The sequence below is a fragment of the Streptomyces sp. PA03-1a genome (assembly GCF_033792805.1).
Taxonomy (GTDB): domain Bacteria; phylum Actinomycetota; class Actinomycetes; order Streptomycetales; family Streptomycetaceae; genus Actinacidiphila.
Map to the genome: position 1 here is coordinate 1 of NZ_JARAVO010000093.1, position 18,917 is coordinate 18,917.

Genomic DNA, 18,917 nt, shown 5'->3' on the forward strand with positions numbered 1-18,917 from the left:
TTGTTTGGGGGGTTCAGTTTGTTTAACTCCCAGCGGCGGTACAGCTTGTGCGGCACCCGCACGGCGTCCAGCGCGCGGCCGGCGACGAAGTCGACCAGGTCCTGGATGTCCCTGGCCCCGGCGTAGAAGGCGGGGGAGGCCGGCAGCACCACGGCGCCCGCCTCGTCCAGGGCGACCAGGTGCCTCAGGGTCTGCCCGCCCAGCGGCGTCTCCCGTACCGCGACCACCAGGGGCCGGCGCTCCTTCAGGGTGACGCTCGCCACCCGCTGCAGCAGGTCCTTGGAGAGCCCGAGGGCGACGCCCGCCACGCAGGCCGTGCTCGCCGGCACGATCAGCATCCCCTTGACCGGGTACGAACCCGAGCTCGGCCCGGCCGCGAGGTCCCCGGCGGACCAGTACCGCACCCGGCTCAGATCGGTCTCGAACCGGTCCGGGGTGCCGTCCGCGCCGCGGGCCAGCCAGCGGGCCAGGTCCTCGCGCCAGTGGGCGTCCCGGAAAGGCGCCCCGGTCTCGTCCAGGACGGTGAGCCGGGCGGCCCGGCTGACCACCAGGTCCACCGCCTCGCCGGCGTGCAGCAGCGCCCGCAGCACCGCCGCGGCGTACGGCGTCCCGGAAGCCCCGGAGACCCCGACCACCCACGGTGTCCCGCGCTCGCTGTCGTCCATGCCGCGAGCCTATCCGGCCACCTGTGGCACGGCCTCCGCCGGTCCGGCCGGGCGGAACGGACGAGTGGGCGCGGGAACCGCCACGGATGCCGTCGTCGTTGTCTACCGTGAGGGGAGCCTGGCCGGCCAGGCGGACGGTGGACCACCACGAGGGGGGCCTGTGGCGTACGAACCCATCGCCGGCCGTGACGCCGGTGACGCCCGGCGGCGCGTCCGGGGCGACGTCGCTCCGGGAGAGCGGGCGAAGACGGCCGCGGCGATCATGTTCATCTGGGTGGGGCTGCTCTGGCTGATCGAGTGCGTGGACGTGATGACCCATCACGCGCTCGACACCTTCGGGATCGTGCCGCGGCAGATCGGCGAACTGCGCGACATCATCCCCGCCGCGTTCATCCACTTCGGCTTCGACCACGTCGCCGCCAACAGCCTGCCGCTGCTGGTGCTGGGCTTCCTCGCGGCGCTGCGCGGCACGACCCGCCTGCTGAGCGTGGTCTTCGTCATCGTCATGGCGAGCGGCGGCGGGGTCTGGCTGGTGGCGCCGCCGCACACCAACACCGCCGGCGCCTCCGGCGTCGTCTTCGGCCTGTTCGGGTACCTGCTGGTGCGCGGCTTCGTCGACCGGCGCCTCATCGACATCGCGGTCGGGCTGGTCGTCGCGGTGGCGTACGGCTCGATCCTGTGGGGTGTCCTGCCGACCGCGCAGGGGGTCTCCTGGCAGGGCCACCTCTTCGGCCTCCTCGGCGGCGTCGTGGGCGCCTTCCTCTTCCGGGACCGCCCCGCCGACGGGCTGATCAGATGAGGCCGTAGGATCCGGGGACCAAACGACGGGGGGCGGTTCTCCATGACCGATTTCAGCAAGCACGACGACGTACCGCCGCGGGACACGGCGCCGCCCGTGCCACCGCAGCCGGGTCCGGCGCAGGGGCCCCACGCCATGCCGTCACCGCCCCCGCCGTACCCGCCGCCCGCACCGCCGCAGCCCCCGTACGGCTACGGCTACGGCCACGGCCAGGGACCGCTGCCGTTCCCGCCCCCGCCGCTGCGGCCGCCCACCACGCCGGCCATGTGGGCCCACCTGGGCGCGCTGCTCACCGTGGTGGCGGGCAGCAGCATGTGCTGCCTGGGCTGGGCGCTGGCCTGGGTGACCCCGCTGGTCATCCGCTCCAACGAGCGCAACAAGCACGACCCCTTCATCCGGCACCACGCCGCGCAGGGGATCAACTACGGCATCACCGCGGCCATTGCGGGCCTCCTGGGCATCGTCGGCTACGGCGGCGGCCTCGCCTCCGTGGCCGCGTACGACCACGGCGGACCGGTCTGGCTGCCCTTCGTGGGCTTCGGCCTGATGGCCCTGGCCGCGCTGCACCTCCTGACCGGGGTGATCTTCTGCATCATCGGCAGCACCAAGGCCAACGGCGGCCAGTGGTGGAGCTACCCGAAGTTCGTCGCCCTGCCGTTCGTGCGCCGCTGACCCGGCGCGACCGCGCCGGGCGCGAGGGCGTCACACGCCCAGGCCGCGCACCGCGAGGTCGAGCAGGGCGCACAGGAACAGCGCCATCCCGATGAAGCCGTTGACCGTGAAGAACGCCCGGTTGAGCCTGCTGAGGTCGCCGGGCTTCACGATGCTGTGCTCGTAGACGAAGGCACCGCCGACGATCAGCATGCCGACCCACCAGAAGGCCCCGGCGCCGACCGCCAGTCCGTACCAGACGAGCAGCACGGTCGTCACCACGTGGCTCACCCGCGCCCCGTACAGCGCGCCGTCGACGCCGAAGCGGGCCGGCACCGAGCGCACCCCGTGGGCGCGGTCGGCGGCAACGTCCTGGCAGGCGAAGATCAGGTCGAAGCCGCCGATCCACACGCCCACCGCGAGGCCGAGGATCACGGCGTCCCACGACCAGGAGCCGGTGACCGCGAGCCAGGCGCCGATGGGGCCCATGGCCTGGGCGAGGCCGAGGATGGCGTGCGGGTAGTCCGTGAACCGCTTGCCGTACGGGTAGACCACCATCGGGACCACCGCGATCGGCGCCAATGCCAGGCACAGCGGGTTGAGCAGCGCGGCGGCGCCCAGGAAGAACACCACGGCGATCAGCGCGCCGGTCCACGCCGAGCGCACGGACACGGCGCCGGTGACCAGTTCGCGTCCCGCGGTGCGCGGGTTGCGGGCGTCGATCTCGCGGTCGATGATCCGGTTGCACGCCATCGCGAAGGTGCGCAGGCCCACCATGGCGACGGTGATCAGGAAGAGCTGCCACCAGTGGACGGACCGGTCCTGCGCGAACATCGCGCTGAGCGCGGCGATGTAGGCGAAGGGCAGGGCGAAGACCGAGTGCTCGATCATCACCAGCCGCAGGAACGCCCGGACCTTGCCGTCCGGGCGCGGGGAGGGTCCGAAGAGATCCGGGGTCGCGGATTCGGCGCTCACAGGCCGTACTCCTTCCAGCGGCGGTCGACCTTCGCGGCGGTCTCCGGGTCGGAGAGCACCATCTCGGGCCAGCCGCCGTCGCGGGTGTAGCCCTCCTCGGGCAGCTTCCGGGTCGCGTCGATGCCTGCCTTGCCACCCCAGAACTGCTGGTAGGAGGAGTGGTCGAGGTGGTCCACGGGACCTTCGACCACCGACAGGTCGCGGGCGTAGTCGGTGTTGCCCAGCGCCCGCCAGGCGACCTCGTGCAGGTCGTGCACGTCGCAGTCGGCGTCGACCACGACGATCAGCTTGGTCAGCGACATCATGTGGGCGCCCCAGATGGCGTGCATGACCTTCTGGGCGTGCTTCGGGTACTTCTTGTCGATCGAGACGATCGCGCAGTTGTGGAAGCCGCCCGCCTCCGGCAGGTGGTAGTCCACGATGTCCGGCACGATGACCTTCAGCAGCGGGAGGAAGAACCGCTCGGTGGCCCGGCCCAGCGGGCCGTCCTCGGTCGGCGGCCGGCCCACCACGATGGACTGCAGCAGCGGCCGGCGGCGCATCGTCACGCAGTCGATGGTCAGCGCCGGGAAGGGCTCCTGTGGGGTGTAAAAGCCCGTGTGGTCGCCGAACGGCCCCTCGGGCAGCATCTTCCCGGGCTCCAGCCAGCCCTCCAGGACCACCTCCGCCTGGGCGGGCACCTGCAGCGGCACCGTCTTGCAGTCGACCATCTCGATGCGCCTGCCCCCGACGAAGCCGGCGAGGAGGTACTCGTCGATGTCGCCGGGCAGCGGCGCGGTCGAGGCGTACGTCACGGCGGGCGGACAGCCGAACGCGATGGCCACCGGGAGCCGTTCGCCGCGCCGCTGGGCCACCTGGTAGTGGTTGCGGCTGTCCTTGTGGATCTGCCAGTGCATCCCGATGGTGCGGCGGTCGTGCCGCTGCAGCCGGTACAGGCCCAGGTTGCGGACGCCGGTCCCGGGGTCCTTGGTGTGCGTCAGGCCGAGGTTGAAGAAGGAGCCGCCGTCCTCGGGCCAGGTGAACAGGGCCGGCAGCGCGTCCAGGTCGACGTCGTCGCCGGTGAGGACGACCTCCTGGACGGGGGCGTCCTTCACCTTCTTCGGCGGTACGTGCGTCATCCCGGCGAGCTTGCCGAAGGCCTCGCGCACGCCGACGAAACCGTGCGGCAGCTCCGGCTTGAGCAGCCCGCCGATGCGGTCGCCGATGTCGGCGTAGGACTTCAGGCCGAGCGCCTTCAGCAGCCGGCGGTCGGTGCCGTACACGTTCATCGCCAGGGGCATCGAGGAGCCCTTGACGTTCTCGAACAGCAGCGCCGGGCCGCCCGCCTTGTTGACGCGGTCGACGATCTCACCGACCTCCAGGTACGGGTCGACCTCTGCCTTGACGCGCTTGAGGTCCCCCTCCTTCTCCAGGGCCCTCAGCAGCGAGCGAAGATCGTCGTAAGCCATGCGGTCCAGTATCCGGCACGCACTACCCTGGACCCGTCACCGGGGCCCTGCCGCGCCCCGCCGTCGCTGCCTGGGGGCACTCCCGCGATGATCCGGTACATCCCGTTCCTGCTGGTGCTGGCGTTGTGGATCTACGCCTTCATCGACTGCCTCAACACGCCCGAGGAGCAGGTCCGCGGCCTCCCCAAGGTCGTGTGGGTCATCGTCATCCTGCTCTTCGGCGAGGTGCTGATCGGGCCGATCGCCTGGCTGGTCGCAGGCAAGCACCGCACCGGGCCGGCGGGCGGCAGCACGCCCGCGGAGTGGCACCGCAACCACCGCACGCAGTGGGTCGCCCCGGACGACAACCCGGAGTTCCTGCACTCGCTGCGCGAGGAGAACAAGAAGGACGAGCAACTGCTGAAGAGCTGGGAGGCCGACCTGCGCCGCCGCGAGGAGGAGCTGCGGCAGCGCGAGAACGGCCCCGCCGACGGCCAGGACAACCAGCCCCGCGGCTGATCCTGCGGGACACTGGGCGTCATGGACGACGCGCAGGCGATGCTGGCGACCGCCGTCGCCGAGGCCCGGGCGGGCCTCGCGGAGGGCGGGATCCCCATCGGGGCGGCCCTGTACGCTCCGGACGGCCGCACGGTGCTGGGCCGCGGCCGCAACCGCCGCGTGCAGGACGGAGATCCGTCGATGCACGGCGAGACGGCGGCCTTCCGGGCCGCCGGACGGCAGCGCACCTACCGCGGGACGACGATGGTGACCACCCTGTCGCCGTGCTGGTACTGCAGCGGCCTGGTCCGGCAGTTCGGGATCTCCCGGGTCGTCATCGGCGAGGCCCGCACCTTCCACGGCGGCCACGACTGGCTGGCCGAGCACGGCGTGGAGATCGTCCTGCTGGACGACCCGGAGTGCGTGGCCCTGATGACGGAGTTCGTCGCGGCCCGCCCCGAGCTGTGGAACGAGGACATCGGCGCATGATCCCCACCATCGACCTCGGGCCCTGGCTCACCGGCGACGCCGCCACCCGCGCGCGCGTCGCCTCCACCGTCGACGAGGCGCTGTGCTCGGCCGGCTTCCTGCTGGTCACCGGGCACGGCGTCGAGCCGGGACTGCGCGCGGCGATCCGGGAGGCCGCCCGCGGCTTCTTCCGGCTGCCGGCCGCCGTCAAGGAGCCGTACGCGGTACGGGTCGGGGGCCGCGGCTGGCTGGGCCCGGGCGCGGAGGCCAACGGCTACGCGGAGGGCACGGCCACCCCGCCGGACCTGAAGGAGTCCTGGTCGTTCGCCGCCGAGGAGCCGACCGGTGACCCGGCGGTGGACGCCGAGTGGTTCCTGCCGAACCTCTGGCCGGCCGAGACGCCGCGGCTGCGACCGCTGGTGGACGCGTACGTGAGGCACATGCGCGGTCTCTCCGACCACCTGCTGGAGCTGCTGGCCGCCGCCCTGGGCGGGCCCGGGGACCTCTTCACCCGGCACACCCGCCACCCCACCTGGGGTTTCAACATCAACTGGTACCCGGGCACCGAGGTGGTCGGAGCGCCCGAGCCGGGCCAGTTCAGGATCGGCCCGCACACCGACTTCGGCACGGTCACCGTGCTCGACCGCCAGCGGGGCAAGGGCGGCCTCCAGGTGCACACCGACGAGGACGGCTGGCAGGACGCCCCCTGGGAGCCGGACTCCTTCACCGTCAACATCGGCGACCTGATGGCCCGCTGGACCGGCGACCGCTGGCGTTCCGGGCGGCACCGCGTGCTGCCCCCGCCGGCCGACGCCCCGGCGGAGGAGCTGATGTCGCTGGTGTGGTTCTACGAGTGCGACCCCGGCACCCGCGTCACGCCCCTGCCCGCGCCCGTCGGCAGGCACGCGTACGAGCCCGTGGACTCGCACGCGTACCTGCGGGCGAAGCTGGACGCCATCGGCCTGGGCTGAACCCCGGCCGGGGCCGGACGCCGGGGCTCAGACGCCGGCGTAGGAGTGCTTGCCGGTGATGAAGATGTTCACACCGTAGTAGTTGAACAGGAAGCAGGCGAAGGCGAGCAGCGCCAGGTAGGCGGCCTTGCGGCCCTTCCAGCCGGCGGTGGCGCGGGCGTGCAGGTAGGCCGCGTAGACCACCCAGGTGATGAAGGACCAGGTCTCCTTGGGGTCCCAGCCCCAGTAGCGGCCCCAGGCCGCCTCGGCCCAGATCGCGCCGGCGATGATCGTGAACGTCCACAGCGGGAAGACCATGGCGTTCACGCGGTACGCGAACTTGTCCAGGCTCGCGGCCGACGGCAGGCGGTACATGATGTTCGCCCAGGTGCCCTCGGAGGTGCCGGAGGCCGCGAGGCCGGTCTCGTAGCGGTCGCGGAACAGGTAAAGCACGTTCGCCACCGCGCCCAGGTAGAGCACCGCGCCGGAGATGATGGCGCAGGAGACGTGGATCCACAGCCAGTAGGAGTGCAGCGCCGGGACCAGCTGGTCGCTGTCGGTGTAGAGGACCGAGACGGCGAGGCCGAGGTCGAGCAGGACCGTGGTGGTCAGGAAGAGCCCGATCCAGCGGACCTTCTTGCCCAGCAGGAGCAGCACCAGGTAGGCGGTGACCGCCGTGGCGCCGAAGGTCGTGGAGAACTCGTACATGTTGCCCCAGGGGGCGCGCTGCACCGAGAAGGCGCGCGCCGCCACGGCGGCCACGTGCAGCGCCCAGGCCAGCACGGTCAGGGACACCGCGATGCGGCCGTAGAGGTCGCCCTGCTCGGTGTCGCCGGCCGCGCCGGGGCCGTCGGCGAAGCCGCGGTCACTGGCGGAGGCCCGGGTGACGACCTCGGGGCGCGCCAGGGTGGCGGTGCCGCCGCCCTGCTTCACGGTCACGGTGACCGCGGGCGCGGACCCGGCGGCGCCGGGGGCGAGCGCGGCGGAGGTCTTGGCGACCTTGCTGCGGCTGCCGAAGACCCACTCCGCGATGTAGGCGAGGAAGGCCAGCGTGTAGACCGCCATCGCCGAGTAGATCAGGTAGTTGCTGAGGTGGGCGACGTTCTCGTTGACCGCGGCAGCGATGGTCACGCGCGCGCTCCTTCGTCATCGGGCAGGGGTTCTTCTGAGGGTTCGGGGTCCGCTTCGGGCAGCGGCGGGGCCGTGGCCGTGAGGTCGGCGGCGAGCTCACCGAGCTCGTCGGCGATCCGCGCCGACTCGCTGCGGCCGAGCCCGGCCAGCTCGACGACGGTGGCACCGTCCGCGCCGCGCACCGCCCGCACCCAGATCCGGCGGCGCTGGATGAACAGCGATCCGGCCAGGCCGAGGATGGCGGCGACGGCGCTCACCAGCGCCCAGCCGTTGCCGACCTGGTGGGAGACCTGGAAGGTGGCCCAGGTCTTGACGCCGTCGAAGGTGAGCGAGCCGTCGCCGTCGGGCAGCGCGAGCGTCTCCCCCGGCTTCATCGCCTTGCTCACGATCTGGCCGTCGGCGTCCTTGAACTGCTTCATCTTGTCGGTGTCGAGCTGGTACACGTTCTGCGGCAGGCCGGCGTCCACGCCCAGGTCGCCGTGGTAGGCGGTGAGGATCAGCGCCGGGTAGTCCAAGGCCGGGAAGGACGAGTGCGGGCCCTGCTGCGCGTTCAGCGCGAAGGTCGGGGTGAACAGGCCCTGGAAGCCGTACTGGGTCTTCTTGTCGGCGTGGTCGCGGACGTCCATCGCCTTGATCACGCCGACCGAGGTCTGGTTGCCGTCCTGCGGCAGGAACGGCACCGGGCCCTGGAAGACGACGTTGCCCTGACCGTCCTTGACGGTGACGACGGGCGCGTAGCCGTGGCCGATCAGGTAGACCTTGGAGCTGCCCACCTCCAGCGGCTTGTTGACCTCGATCGCGGACTTCGTCTGCTTGCCGCCCGGGCTCGTCCAGTAGCGGATGTTGGCGCGGAAGGTGCGCGGCGTGCCCTTCTGCGGGCCGCTGCGCGCGTACGAGGCGTTGAAGCCGTCCAGCTTGAAGCCGAAGGTGTCCAGGTCGTCGGCGTCGTAGAAGGTGCCCGGCTTGAAGTCGTCGTACTGGGTGAGCGTGTTGTTGAAGCCGTCGCCCTCGACGATCAGTTTGCCGCCCTCGGCCTTGAACAGCCCGCCCACCGCGAAGGAGATCAGCAGCCCGAACAGGGCGATGTGGAACATCAGGTTGCCGGCCTCGCGCAGGAAGCCCTTCTCCGACGCGACCGCCGTACCGGTGACCTGGGTGCGGAAGCGGCGGCCGCGGAGCGCGCGCCGGGCGGCGGCGAGCACCGCGTCCGGCTCGGCCTCGGTGCGCCAGGTCGCGTACGCCGGGAGCCGGGTGAGGTTGCGCGGGGCGGCCGGCGGCTTGGCGCGCAGCTGGCCGACGAACTGCCAGCTGCGCGGGACGATGCAGCCGGCGAGCGAGACGAACAGCAGGATGTAGATCGCCGAGAACCACACCGAGCTGTAGACGTTGAACAGCCCGAGCTTCTCGTAGAGCGGCGCCAGGGTGGTGTGGGCGTCCTTGAAGGCCTGCGCCTTGATCTCGTCGACGCTGGTCTGCGGCACCAGCGAACCGGGGACGGCGGCCAGCGACAGCAGGAAGAGCAGGATCAGCGCCACCCGCATCGAGGTGAGCTGGCGCCAGATCCAGCGCGTCCAGCCCCACACCTCCCGCCCGGTCCAGGCGAGTCCGCCGGCCGTACCCGGCCCGCGGACGCCGCCGAAGGAACCGGGCACGACCTGGCCGAGGTCCTCGACGGGCGCGGTCGACAGCTGTGCGCCGGCCGCGCCGAGGTCGGCACCGGCGCCCGCCGCCGCGTCGGGGGGTGCCCCCGCGGTGTCTTTCGAGCTCATGGATCAGATCCCTGGAGTGAAGCCGGACGACCAGATCTGCATCTGGTAGACGATGTGGTCCCACACGCCGGTGACGAGCAGCAGGCCGACAGCGACGAGCATGCCACCGCCGAGGCGCATCACCCACACATAGTGGCGCTTGACCCAGCCGAAGGCGCCGAGCGCACGGCGGAAGGCGATGGCGGCCAGTATGAACGGCAGGCCGAGGCCGAGGCAGTAGACGGCGGTGAGCAGCGCCCCGCGGCCGGCACTGGCCTCGTTGAAGGCGAGGAAGTTGACGGCGCTCAGCGTCGGTCCCAGGCACGGCGTCCAGCCGATGCCGAAGAGCACGCCGAGCAGCGGCGCCCCCGCCAGGCCCATCGCGGGCTTGCGGTGGAAGCGGAGCTCGCGCTGGGTGATGCCGCCGACCACCCCCATGAAGGCGAGCCCCAGGACGATGGTGAGCGCGCCGAGCACCCTGGTGATGACCGTCTTGTGCACCAGCAGCGTCGTGCCGAAGTTGCCGAACAGCGCGCCGCCGGAGACGAAGACCGCGGTGAAGCCGAGGACGAACAGCGACGCGCCCACGAACATCCGGCCGCGCCGGGCCTCGGCCAGGTCGGTGCCGGTGACGCCGGTCACGTACGACAGGTAACCGGGGACGAGCGGCAGCACGCACGGCGAGAAGAACGAGACCAGGCCGCCGAGGAGCGCGACCGGCACGGCGGCGAGCAGGGCGCCGTTCACCACGGTCTGGTTGGCACCGGCGGCGATTACGCTCACGTCACTTCTCCGCGATCACCGGGTCGAGGACCTCGTGCAGTTCGTCGGCGCTGAGCTCCTTCAGCGCGCGCACCGCGATCTTCCCCTGACGGTCGATGATCAGCGTGGAGGGAATGGCCTGCGGGTTGACGCTGCCCTTGGGGAAGCGCAGCACCAGGTCCCCGGACGGGTCGTAGAAGCTCGGGAAGGGGATGGCGAATTCCTTCTCGAAGGCCTTGGCCTGTGCGGTCTGCAGGTCCCGGGTGTTGATGCCGATGAACTGCACGCCCTGCGCCTCGGTCTCCTTGGCCACCTTGGCCAGGTGCGGCGCCTCGGCCCGGCAGGGCGGGCACCACGAGCCCCAGATGTTGAGGACGACGACCTTGCCCTTGTGGTCGGCGAGGCTGAGCGGGGCTCCTTCGACGGACTTCCCGCTCAGCTCCGGCGCTGCCACCCGGTGGCCCGGCTTGACCGTGGAGATCTCACCGGTGCCGCCGACGTAGTTCGTTCCGGGGCCGGTGCCGTCGGAGGACGCGGTGGAGGTCGAGCAGGCCGTGACGGCCAGCGCGAACGCGGCTGCTCCGGCCAGTGCCGCGGCACCGCGGAGCGGACGGCGTCGGAGGGCGCGCGTAGGACTCATGTGAAAAGTTTCGCATGAGGCCGGGAGCGATCTCGCGCACCCCCGACAGCTTTGCCGAAAGCGGCAAATGCCCCAAGTAAGCGACGGTTAATCGCGGCTCCGCGTCTGGTGCGCGAACTCGTCCACCAGGGCGTCCTGGAAGGCCTTGAGGTCGCCGGGCCTGCGGCTGGTGACCAGGACGTTGGGGCCGTCGCAGTCGACCACGACCTCCTGGTCGATCCAGGTGCCGCCGGCGTTGGTGACGTCGGTGCACACGCTGGGCCAGGAGGTGAGGGTACGTCCGTGCACGACACCGGCCTCCACCAGCAGCCACGGCGCGTGGCAGATCGCCGCGACGGGGCGGCCCTCGGTGAAGAAGTCCCTGGTGAAGCCGACGGCATCCGGGTCGAGCCGCAGGAGGTCGGGGTTGGCGACGCCGCCGGGGAGGACCAGTGCGTCGAAGTCCGCGGCGACCACCTCCCCGAGCGTGTCGTCGACGGGGAAGGTACCGGCCCGGTCGAGGTGCTCGAAGGCCTGCACGCGGCCGTGGCGGGTGGAGACCAGCCGGGGCGTCCCGCCCGCCTCGCGGACGGCCTCCCAGGGGCCGGTGAGTTCGGTCTGCTCGACGCCCTCCGGCGCCACCAGGAACGCGATCTTCCTCCCCTGCAGGGACGCGCGCATGGCCTCCGACCTCCTCGGCTCGGTCCTCCGGGGACGTTCCCGTTCACCGGCTCGCCTGCCCGCCGCCCCCAGGACGAAACGGGTGGAACCGTCTAGGAGGGGGAGGAAGAGGAGGAGGGCGTGGTGGACGGCGTGGTGGAGGGGGACACGGAGGAACGTTCCTGCGCGAGGAACCGGCGCCAGCCGCCCGCGGGGCGCTGCCCCGGGCCGAGGGTGCGCAGTTTCGCCAGCACCGCCGGGTCCTGCGCGTCCAGCCAGTCCACGAACTGGCGGAACGACACCAGGCGCACATCCCCGTGGTCGGCCATCCGCCGCAGCGCGTCCTCGACGGCGTCCATGTATATCCCGCCGTTCCACTGTTCGAAGTGGTTGCCGATGAACAGCGGCGCGCGGTTGGTCTCGTACGCCCGGCGGAAGCCCCCGAGGTAGGCGTCGCGGGCCTGCCGTCGCCAGGCCGGGTAGTGAGCGGGGTTGCCGCGCGTGGAGTTCACCGACTGGTTGGCCAGCATGTTGTAGTCCATCGACAGCACCTCGAAGGAGCGGCCGGGGAAGGGCACCGCCTGCAGCGGCAGGTCCCACAGCCCGTGGCTCTTGCCCGGCCACACCTGCAGGCCGCCCGGCCCGCTGGCGTCGTACCGCCAGCCCAGGCGGGCGGCGGTGGGCAGCAGCGAGCGCTGGCCCAGCAGGCAGGGCGTACGGCCGCCGATCAGCTCCTTGCGGTAGTCGAAGGGCAGCGGGGGCAGGTCGGTGAAACCGGTGTGGGTGCGCCAGTTCTCCACGAAGCCGACGGCCTGTTCGATCTCGCTGCGCCAGTCGGCCGGGCTCCAGCGGCCCACCGAGCCCGCTCCCGCGCAGAAGTGGCCGTTGAAGTGCGTGCCGATCTCATGGCCCTCGAGCCAGGCCAGCCGCAACTGCTCGAGGGTGGCGCGGACGTGGGCGTCGGTGAGGTAGCCGATGTCGGAGGCGCCGACGGGATTGCGCGGCGGCTTGTAGAGCCTCTTCTTCGACTCGGGGAGCAGGTAGACGCCGGAGAGGAAGAAGGTCATCGCCGCCCCGTGCTCGCCTGCGAGCTTGCGGAACCGTTCGAAGAGCCCGTTGTCCAGCTCGCCCGCCCCGTCCCAGGAGAAGATCACGAACTGCGGTGGCGTCTGCCCGGGTTCCAGGCGCTCCACGGCGGGCTGATGGGGCTGCGGCCCGGTGTCGGCCGTCGAGCCGTCGCCGATCGTCCGCACCGACGGGGACGGGGAGGGCCGCCCCTGCGGGCCGCCGGCGGACGGGGTGGGCGACGCCGACGGCCCCTCGCCGACGCGCCGGCCGCCGGGGCCCTCCCCGGCGCAGCCCGCCAGCCCGGCGGCGGCCGCTCCGGCCGCCAGGCCCAGTACCCCTCGTCGGCTGATCTCCCGCATTCCGCGCCCCAATCCCCGTGCGTCGCCCCTGCTCACCGCCCTAGATGCCGTACGTGTACGGCAGGTTCCTTCGCGGGGTGCACGAATTCGCCGGGCGGGGCACCGTATCGGGCCACGCGGCGGCGGCCGTCACGGGGTGTACCGGAGGGCGCCGGTCCGCGTGACCGGTGCCCTCCGGAACCGGCGGGAGGCGGTCGTCAGGCGCCGAAGCCCTTGCTGCCGCCCTTGACCGGCTTCGCCCCGGCCAGCAGATGCGCCGGGACCAGGTCGCGGGCGGGCTCGGTGTAGCCGACGGAGACGATCCGGTCGTCCTCGAACGTGAAGGACGTCAGGCTCGCCAGGGTGCACTGCCGCTTGCGCGGGTCGTGCCACAGGCGCCGCTGCTCCACGGCGCTGCGCACGATCCAGATCGGCAGCTGGTGGCTGACGCACACCGCCTCGTGGCCGCGGGCCGCGTCCCGGGCCGCCTCCAGCGCGGCCGTCATGCGGACGACCTGGTCCGCGTACGGCTCGCCCCAGCTCGGCCGGAACGGGTTGACCAGGTGCTTCCAGTTGGCGGGGCGCTTGAGCGCGCCGTCGCCGACGCCGAAGGTCTTGCCCTGGAAGACGTTGTCCGCCTCGATCAGCCGCCCGTCGCTCGCGACGTCCAGACCGAGGACGGCGCCGATCGGCGCCGCGGTCTCCTGGGCGCGCTCCAGGGGGGACGCGACGACGTGGGTGATGTCACGGCCCGCGAGGTGCTCGGCGACCCGGTCGGCCATCTTCCGGCCCAGGTCGGACAGGTGGTAGCCGGGCAGGCGCCCGTAGAGCACGCCGGTGGGGTTCTCCACCTCGCCGTGCCGCATCAGGTGGACGACTGTGATCTCGCTCATGCGGTGGCCTCCGCTGCGGCGCGGGCGGCGGCCGGCAGGGCGGCCGCGATCCGCTCGATGGCGGCGCCGTCGTGCGCCGACGACACGAACCAGGACTCGAAGGCCGAGGGCGGCAGGTACACGCCCTGGGCGAGCATCGCGTGGAAGAAGGCCGTGAAGCGGAACGCCTCCTGCTGCCTGGCCTCGTCGTAGTTCGTCACCCGGTCACCGGTGAAGAACACCGAGAACATGTTGCCCGCGGTCTGCAGGGTGTGCGTCACACCCTCCTTGGAGAGCGCGGCGGTCACCAGGCCCGACACCTCGGCGGCGACGGAGTCCACCACCTCGTACACCGCGTCGTCCAGCAACCGCAGCTGGGCCAGGCCCGCGGCGGTGGCCACCGGGTTACCGGAAAGCGTGCCCGCCTGGTAGACCGGGCCCGCGGGCGCGAGGTGCGCCATCACGTCGGCACGGCCGCCGAAGGCCGCGGCGGGGAAGCCGCCGCCCATCACCTTGCCGAAGGTCATCAGGTCGGGACGGACGCCGTCGATGCCGTACCAGCCGGACCTCGACACACGGAAGCCGGTCATGACCTCGTCGGAGACGTACAGCGCGCCGTTCTCACGGCAGAGGTCCGCCAGGCCCTGGTTGAAGCCCTCGGCCGGGGGCACGACGCCCATGTTGCCGGGCGACGCCTCGGTGATCACGCAGGCGATCTCACCGGGGTGGGCGGCGAACGCGGCCCGTACGGCCCCCAGGTCGTTGTAGGGGAGCACGATCGTGTCCCCGGCCTGCGCGCCCGTCACCCCGGGGGTGTCGGGCAACCCGAAAGTGGCAACCCCGGAACCCGCGGCGGCCAGCAGGGCGTCCACATGACCGTGGTAACATCCCGCGAACTTGATCACCTTGGCCCGGCCCGTGAACCCGCGTGCCAGCCGGATCGCCGACATCGTGGCCTCGGTGCCGGAGGAGACCAGCCGCACCTGCTCCACCGGCGCGACACGCGCCACGATCTCCTCGGCCAGTTCCACCTCGCCCTCACCGGGCGTGCCGAAGGACGTACCCCGCGCAACCGCCGCCTGCACGGCGGCGATCACCTCGGGGTGGGCGTGGCCGAGGATCATCGGCCCCCACGAGCAGACGAGGTCGACGTATTCGCGACCATCCGCGTCCTTCAGGTAAGGACCCGTTCCGGACACCATGAACCGGGGCGTACCGCCCACGGCACGAAAGGCACGTACCGGGCTGTTCACCCCACCAGGGGTCACGGCGGCTGCTCGATCGAACAAGGTCTGAGAAACTGGCGCTTCGTAGGCGTACGGATAGCTCACAAGCACATGCTCTCAAATGCCGGGCGTTGCGCGACGAGGTATCGACCGTGCATCTGAGACGATGATCGGGTTGCGTGGTTGGGTCTGCGGATGGTCGGGTAGTGGAATGCAGCGCGGTGGCGAACGCGGTGACGTGGGCGGCGGGGCGGACGACCCCGACGCGGAGCACGCCCGCCCCACCGGTCGGCGCCGCCGGCCGCCGAAAGAGCGCGACAGGGCCGTTGAGAAAAGCGGGAGCAGGGGTGGCCGAGTGGGGGTGACCTACAAGTACTTCGGCGCACCCGATGGTGCAACCGCCGCGCGGGTCCCCATCTCGATGCGACCCGAGGAACTCGGCGGCGACGAGCTGGGCCAGGGGATGTACACCAAGGTCAAGCCGGAGACCATGGCCGCCATGGTGCTGACCGGCATCGAGGGCATACCCCCGGCCAAGGTCCCGCCGCTGGAACTCGTCGTGCTCCACCCCGACTACGCCGTCGTCAAGCTGCCCCACTCCGTCGTCGAGCCGTTGCGCAAGGCCGATGAGGAGGCCCTCGGCGCCGCCGCCTTCATCTGGTCCACCGTCCCCGACCGCCGCGGGCCGCGGGACGCGTTCGTGATCTACACGATGCTGCACGAGTGGCAGGACTTCGCCCAGCGCTGTCACGAGAGCGGGCACCAGCTCTACTGCCTGGTGTGGCCGTGACGGGCGCCGGGCGGGTGCGGATTCACTGACGGTTACAGCACCACCACGACGACGCCGTTGTCGTAGCCGTAACCTCCGTAGCCGTAGCCTCCGTAGCCTCCATAACCGCCGTAGCCGTGGCCGTAGCCACAGTCGTCGTCGAAGTGATGGCCGTAACGCCATCCGTAACCCCAGTCGCCGTAGCCCCGGCAGCCGTCCCCGTGGGTGACGACGGACTGGTGCGAGGCGGGGGCAGCCTGTTGCGGCGCGGCGCCGGCCGCGCCGGCTCCGACGAGGGCGAGGATCGGGGCCGCGAGTGCCGCTGCGGCGACCCGGCGGATGGTCGTGCTCGTGACGCGCATGGTCGTTCCCTTCGAGATGCGGAACGTAGGCGCCGGCCGTGGGGGACCGGGCGCGGGTCGCACCGGCCGGTGCGCGTGGCACGGGTGCGACGGGGGGTGCGTCCGGGTCTCAGGTGCGGACGCACCATCACAGACGTGAAATGTCGGACGGGATGCGGCTCATAGGAGCATCCCCTGACATGAACCTTAAGTTCCATTACTCCCCGCAGTCAATACATAGGGTGAAATCCCCTAATTTCGGACTCGATTCATGCGGTGGGAACTTCTCCGGTCACGAAGGGTGACGAAATCGGTGACGGCCCGTCGTCCGCCGGTCACACGAGGCGCCCGTACAACCGGGGTTGATCGGGGCGGATCGGGCATCAACCCGGTACGCGGGGCGGTTCGCCGCCCTCCCCTGTGCCCTTCGCGCGGACGGAGACGAGCATGAGCGAGACCCACGAGATGCGGCTGGCGGAGACGAGGAGCTCCGGCGCCGAGGAGTGGTACTGCCCGGTCTGCCGGCGGCGGATCCTGCTGCGGTGGCCGCCCCACTACGAAGCCCTAATCCTCGAACGCGGTGACGAGAGCGTCGCGCACGCGGGCGGCAAGGGCGGGGTGTCGCTCACCGGCACCGAACTCACCGGCCCCCCGCAGCCGTTGGCCGGGCTGCCCGGTCCTCCGGGCCCGGAGGACCGGCGCTGGCTGCGGGAGATCGGTGTCGAGTGGGACGAGGACACGGACTCGGCCGCGTGACGCGGTGGCACGTCACACGGTGAGCACGAGCCCGTCCACCGTGGCCGCCAGCGCGCTGGGACGGTGCCCGCCGGGTTCGCGCAGGCTCACCGCGATCCCCAGACGGTGGGTGCCCGGCGGCAGGCCGGGCAGCGACAGCCGTACGACCGGATCGCCGGCCCGCAGCACGCCCCGGTCGTCCGCCAGCACGCGACGGCCCGCGCCGCCCGGGCTCGCGGTGACGGCCGCGTAGTACGCGAAGCACGCCCCGGGACCGCTGGCCGGGGGCAGGGCCAGCGTGACGTCCAGCGTGAACGGCACCCCCGGCCGTACGGCGCCGCCCGCGACCGCCAGCAGCGGCTCGGCCAGCAGCGTGACCGGCGGGGCGACTCCGGCACGGGGATCGCCGTCGCCCCCGGTCGCGGTTCCGGCCCCGGTCCCGGTCGCCCGTCCGGGTCCGGGGACGGGATCGGGAACGGAACCAGTACCGGGACCGGGACCTGGACCTGGACCGGCCGGGCGGCCCAGGACGCAGGCGAGCAGCGCTCCGGCGTCCCACTCCGGCCAGTGCCGGGTCTCCCCGGTGCGCACCCTGCGGATCTCCGTCGCCCGGATCCGCCCCCGGTCCAGCCGCACCCGCAGCACGAAGCTCTCGTACCCGGCGTCCGCCGGCTCCGCCTCCGGCGCCGGCCCCGGCGGCGGGACCGCCGAGGCCAGCTCCGCGGCGTCCTTGCGCCACTGCTCGACCCGGACCGCGGAGACCACGCGCAGGTCGCGCACCGCGGCGATCACCTCGTCCGTGGACGCGGCCGACAGCTCGGCGTACGTACGGATCCCGGCGGCGGCCAGCAGGCGCGCGGTGGTCGCACCGACGCCGTCGATCCGGGTCAGCTCGTCCTCGTTCGCGGCCCCTCGACGACCTCGATCACCGGCAGCGTGGTGAAGGCGCCCATGCCCCGGGCACCGGGGAACTGGACCATCGCCGAGACCTGGTAGAGCCCGGGCCGCAGCGTTCCGGCCGGGAGGACGACGTCGGTGTCGGCGCCGCTGTACACCGTCTTCGCGGGCGCCGGACGTGTGACCAGGCGCCCGTCCACCAAGCGCGTGACGTCGCTGGTGCCGGAGAGCGAGGCGAAGGCGTAGGTCACCCTGAAGGGCGTGTCGTGGAGCAACGGCAGCGTGAGGCCACCGACCTCGAAGGTCACGCTGACGGTGATCGGCAGGGACGCGGTGAGGACCAGGCCGGAGGGGACGGCGTCGTTGTCCGTCACCAGGATGTCGCGGGTGTCGATGCCGAGGACGGGGTTGTTCAGGTCGGGCTGTGCGGGCATGTTCTCTCCCCTGCGAGGTGGGCGCCGGCGCGGCGGCGGGTCGCTGCCGCGCTCGGCGTCCGTTCTTCCGCACCGCGCTTAACCGGCCGCCGTGCCGTCGCTTAACCCGGCGGCCGCGACGCGATAAGCGCGGGCGCGCCGCTCACACCGGCAGGTCGTCGCGCAGCCGTTGGTGGAGCTCGACGGTCTCGCGCTGCGGCGGCACGCCGAGTTCCTCGCGCAGCGTCCGCACGCAGGCCCGGAACTGGAGGATGGCCAGATGCGGTTGGCCGATCCGGCTCAGGCAGCGCATCAGCCGCCGGTGCGCGGTCTCCCGGCACGGGTCCAACGCGACCAGGCGGCGGCAGAGTTCGGCGCACGGGGCGTAGCGGCCCGCGGTGAAGTGCAGTTCGCTCAGCCGGGCGAGGGCGTCGAGGTGGGCCAGCCGCAGCCGCTCCCGGTGCAGGACGGTCCACTCCTCGTACGGCGACTCGGCGAGGAACTCGCCCCGGTAGAGGGCGAGCGCCCGCTCGTACTCCTCGGCCGCGCCGGTGCGGTCGCCCCGGTCCTCCGCCTCCCGGGCGGTGCGCAGCAGCAGGTCGAACTCGTCGCAGTCCAGCCAGAGGCCGAGCCCGGGACCCAGCCGGTAGGCACCGCAGCGGAAGACGACCACGGGTTCGCCGGTCGCGGTACCCAGCGTCTGGCGCAGTTGGTGCATCGCGACGCCGAGGCTGTTGCGCGCCGCCCCGGGGGCCGAGTCCGGCCAGAAGGCGTCCATGAGCGTCTCCCGGTGCGGCCAGGGGTCTCGGTGGGTGAGCAGGAAGGCGAGCAGGGAACGGGTGCGGTGGCCGTGCCAGCCCTCGGCCGGAACAACCGTCGACGCTGACGCTGAGCGAGCCGAGCAG

General features: G+C 72.1%; 22 protein-coding genes. 7 read left to right on the plus strand and 15 right to left on the minus strand.

Annotated features, from left to right (window positions below; genetic code table 11):
• Positions 1 to 665, minus strand: a 665-nt coding sequence (locus tag PV341_RS21530) for a UbiX family flavin prenyltransferase (RefSeq protein WP_500358735.1), incomplete at its 3' end; no start/stop codon positions are given.
• A gap of 160 nt (positions 666 to 825) precedes the next feature.
• Here PV341_RS21530 and PV341_RS21535 point away from each other — a divergent pair.
• Both PV341_RS21535 and PV341_RS21540 read left to right on the plus strand, forming a co-directional pair.
• Positions 826 to 1,464 carry a rhomboid family intramembrane serine protease gene (locus tag PV341_RS21535; protein WP_500329485.1) on the plus strand — a complete coding sequence of 213 codons (639 nt, stop codon included), beginning with the start codon at positions 826 to 828 and terminating at the stop codon, positions 1,462 to 1,464.
• A 42-nt stretch (positions 1,465 to 1,506) separates the two neighbouring features.
• Complete coding sequence (locus PV341_RS21540; protein ID WP_500329483.1) at positions 1,507 to 2,136, plus strand: magnetosome magnetite crystal formation protein family; 630 nt, start codon at positions 1,507 to 1,509, stop codon at positions 2,134 to 2,136.
• Positions 2,137 to 2,166: 30 nt separating this feature from the next.
• Here the strand turns inward: PV341_RS21540 and mqnP are convergent, their stop codons facing one another.
• Both mqnP and PV341_RS21550 read right to left on the minus strand, forming a co-directional pair.
• The gene (mqnP, locus tag PV341_RS21545) at positions 2,167 to 3,090 is read right to left on the minus strand and encodes a menaquinone biosynthesis prenyltransferase MqnP (protein ID WP_500329481.1); all 924 of its coding nucleotides are present in this window, start codon (positions 3,088 to 3,090) and stop codon (positions 2,167 to 2,169) included.
• Complete coding sequence (locus tag PV341_RS21550; protein ID WP_500329479.1) at positions 3,087 to 4,538, minus strand: menaquinone biosynthesis decarboxylase; 1,452 nt, start codon at positions 4,536 to 4,538, stop codon at positions 3,087 to 3,089. The genes mqnP and PV341_RS21550 overlap by 4 nt, the downstream gene beginning before the upstream one ends.
• A gap of 87 nt (positions 4,539 to 4,625) precedes the next feature.
• Between PV341_RS21550 and PV341_RS21555 the strand changes: the two genes are divergently transcribed.
• From PV341_RS21555 to PV341_RS21565, 3 genes are read left to right on the plus strand one after another with little or no spacing between them, the layout of a single operon-like run.
• Positions 4,626 to 5,036: a PLD nuclease N-terminal domain-containing protein gene (locus PV341_RS21555; RefSeq protein WP_500329477.1), complete on the plus strand. Its 411-nt coding sequence runs from the start codon at positions 4,626 to 4,628 to the stop codon at positions 5,034 to 5,036.
• 21 nt (positions 5,037 to 5,057) lie between these two features.
• Complete coding sequence (locus PV341_RS21560) at positions 5,058 to 5,504, plus strand: nucleoside deaminase (protein WP_499513315.1); 447 nt, start codon at positions 5,058 to 5,060, stop codon at positions 5,502 to 5,504.
• The gene (locus tag PV341_RS21565; RefSeq protein WP_500358736.1) at positions 5,501 to 6,454 is read left to right on the plus strand and encodes an isopenicillin N synthase family dioxygenase; all 954 of its coding nucleotides are present in this window, start codon (positions 5,501 to 5,503) and stop codon (positions 6,452 to 6,454) included. Before PV341_RS21560 ends, PV341_RS21565 begins: the two co-directional genes overlap by 4 nt.
• Positions 6,455 to 6,481: 27 nt before the next feature.
• Here PV341_RS21565 and ccsB read toward each other — a convergent pair whose 3' ends face one another.
• The 8 genes from ccsB to hemL all read right to left on the minus strand — a co-directional run bounded on the left by ccsB (position 6,482) and on the right by hemL (position 14,962).
• Positions 6,482 to 7,564 (minus strand): c-type cytochrome biogenesis protein CcsB, encoded by a 1,083-nt coding sequence (ccsB, locus tag PV341_RS21570; protein WP_500358737.1) that lies wholly within the window; start codon positions 7,562 to 7,564, stop codon positions 6,482 to 6,484.
• Positions 7,561 to 9,333, minus strand: coding sequence for a cytochrome c biogenesis protein ResB (resB, locus tag PV341_RS21575; protein WP_500358738.1), 1,773 nt, complete (start codon positions 9,331 to 9,333; stop codon positions 7,561 to 7,563). The genes ccsB and resB overlap by 4 nt, the downstream gene beginning before the upstream one ends.
• Positions 9,334 to 9,336: 3 nt before the next feature.
• Complete coding sequence (locus PV341_RS21580; RefSeq protein WP_500329470.1) at positions 9,337 to 10,095, minus strand: cytochrome c biogenesis CcdA family protein; 759 nt, start codon at positions 10,093 to 10,095, stop codon at positions 9,337 to 9,339.
• Position 10,096: 1 nt separating this feature from the next.
• Positions 10,097 to 10,714, minus strand: a complete 618-nt coding sequence (locus PV341_RS21585) for a TlpA family protein disulfide reductase (RefSeq protein ID WP_500329468.1) — start codon at positions 10,712 to 10,714, stop codon at positions 10,097 to 10,099.
• Between the two features lie 87 nt (positions 10,715 to 10,801).
• Entirely contained in the window at positions 10,802 to 11,374 is a 573-nt protein-coding gene (locus PV341_RS21590; RefSeq protein ID WP_500329466.1) for a type 1 glutamine amidotransferase domain-containing protein, read from the minus strand.
• A gap of 92 nt (positions 11,375 to 11,466) precedes the next feature.
• The gene (locus PV341_RS21595) at positions 11,467 to 12,780 is read right to left on the minus strand and encodes a polysaccharide deacetylase family protein (protein ID WP_500329464.1); all 1,314 of its coding nucleotides are present in this window, start codon (positions 12,778 to 12,780) and stop codon (positions 11,467 to 11,469) included.
• Between the two features lie 197 nt (positions 12,781 to 12,977).
• The gene (locus PV341_RS21600) at positions 12,978 to 13,652 is read right to left on the minus strand and encodes a histidine phosphatase family protein (RefSeq protein ID WP_500329463.1); all 675 of its coding nucleotides are present in this window, start codon (positions 13,650 to 13,652) and stop codon (positions 12,978 to 12,980) included.
• Positions 13,649 to 14,962 carry a glutamate-1-semialdehyde 2,1-aminomutase gene (hemL, locus tag PV341_RS21605; protein WP_500329462.1) on the minus strand — a complete coding sequence of 438 codons (1,314 nt, stop codon included), beginning with the start codon at positions 14,960 to 14,962 and terminating at the stop codon, positions 13,649 to 13,651. Before hemL ends, PV341_RS21600 begins: the two co-directional genes overlap by 4 nt.
• A 106-nt stretch (positions 14,963 to 15,068) precedes the next feature.
• Here hemL and PV341_RS21610 point away from each other — a divergent pair, with 106 nt between their 5' ends.
• A complete protein-coding gene (locus PV341_RS21610; RefSeq protein ID WP_499513305.1) occupies positions 15,069 to 15,647 on the plus strand; it encodes a hypothetical protein in 579 nt (192 codons plus the stop codon).
• Positions 15,648 to 15,679: 32 nt separating this feature from the next.
• Here the strand turns inward: PV341_RS21610 and PV341_RS21615 are convergent, their stop codons facing one another.
• Positions 15,680 to 15,988 (minus strand): hypothetical protein, encoded by a 309-nt coding sequence (locus PV341_RS21615; protein WP_500329461.1) that lies wholly within the window; start codon positions 15,986 to 15,988, stop codon positions 15,680 to 15,682.
• A 426-nt stretch (positions 15,989 to 16,414) separates the two neighbouring features.
• On the opposite strand from PV341_RS21615, the gene PV341_RS21620 reads away from it, so the two are divergent.
• Positions 16,415 to 16,723, plus strand: coding sequence for a hypothetical protein (locus tag PV341_RS21620; protein ID WP_500329460.1), 309 nt, complete (start codon positions 16,415 to 16,417; stop codon positions 16,721 to 16,723).
• A gap of 12 nt (positions 16,724 to 16,735) precedes the next feature.
• On the opposite strand, the gene PV341_RS21625 is transcribed toward PV341_RS21620, so the two are convergent.
• The 3 genes from PV341_RS21625 to PV341_RS21635 all read right to left on the minus strand — a co-directional run bounded on the left by PV341_RS21625 (position 16,736) and on the right by PV341_RS21635 (position 18,790).
• Positions 16,736 to 17,593: a DUF4332 domain-containing protein gene (locus tag PV341_RS21625; protein WP_500358747.1), complete on the minus strand. Its 858-nt coding sequence runs from the start codon at positions 17,591 to 17,593 to the stop codon at positions 16,736 to 16,738.
• Positions 17,590 to 18,033 (minus strand): hypothetical protein, encoded by a 444-nt coding sequence (locus PV341_RS21630; RefSeq protein ID WP_500329548.1) that lies wholly within the window; start codon positions 18,031 to 18,033, stop codon positions 17,590 to 17,592. Before PV341_RS21630 ends, PV341_RS21625 begins: the two co-directional genes overlap by 4 nt.
• 142 nt (positions 18,034 to 18,175) lie before the next feature.
• A complete protein-coding gene (locus tag PV341_RS21635) occupies positions 18,176 to 18,790 on the minus strand; it encodes an AfsR/SARP family transcriptional regulator (RefSeq protein ID WP_500358739.1) in 615 nt (204 codons plus the stop codon).
• Positions 18,791 to 18,917: the final 127 nt, after the last annotated feature.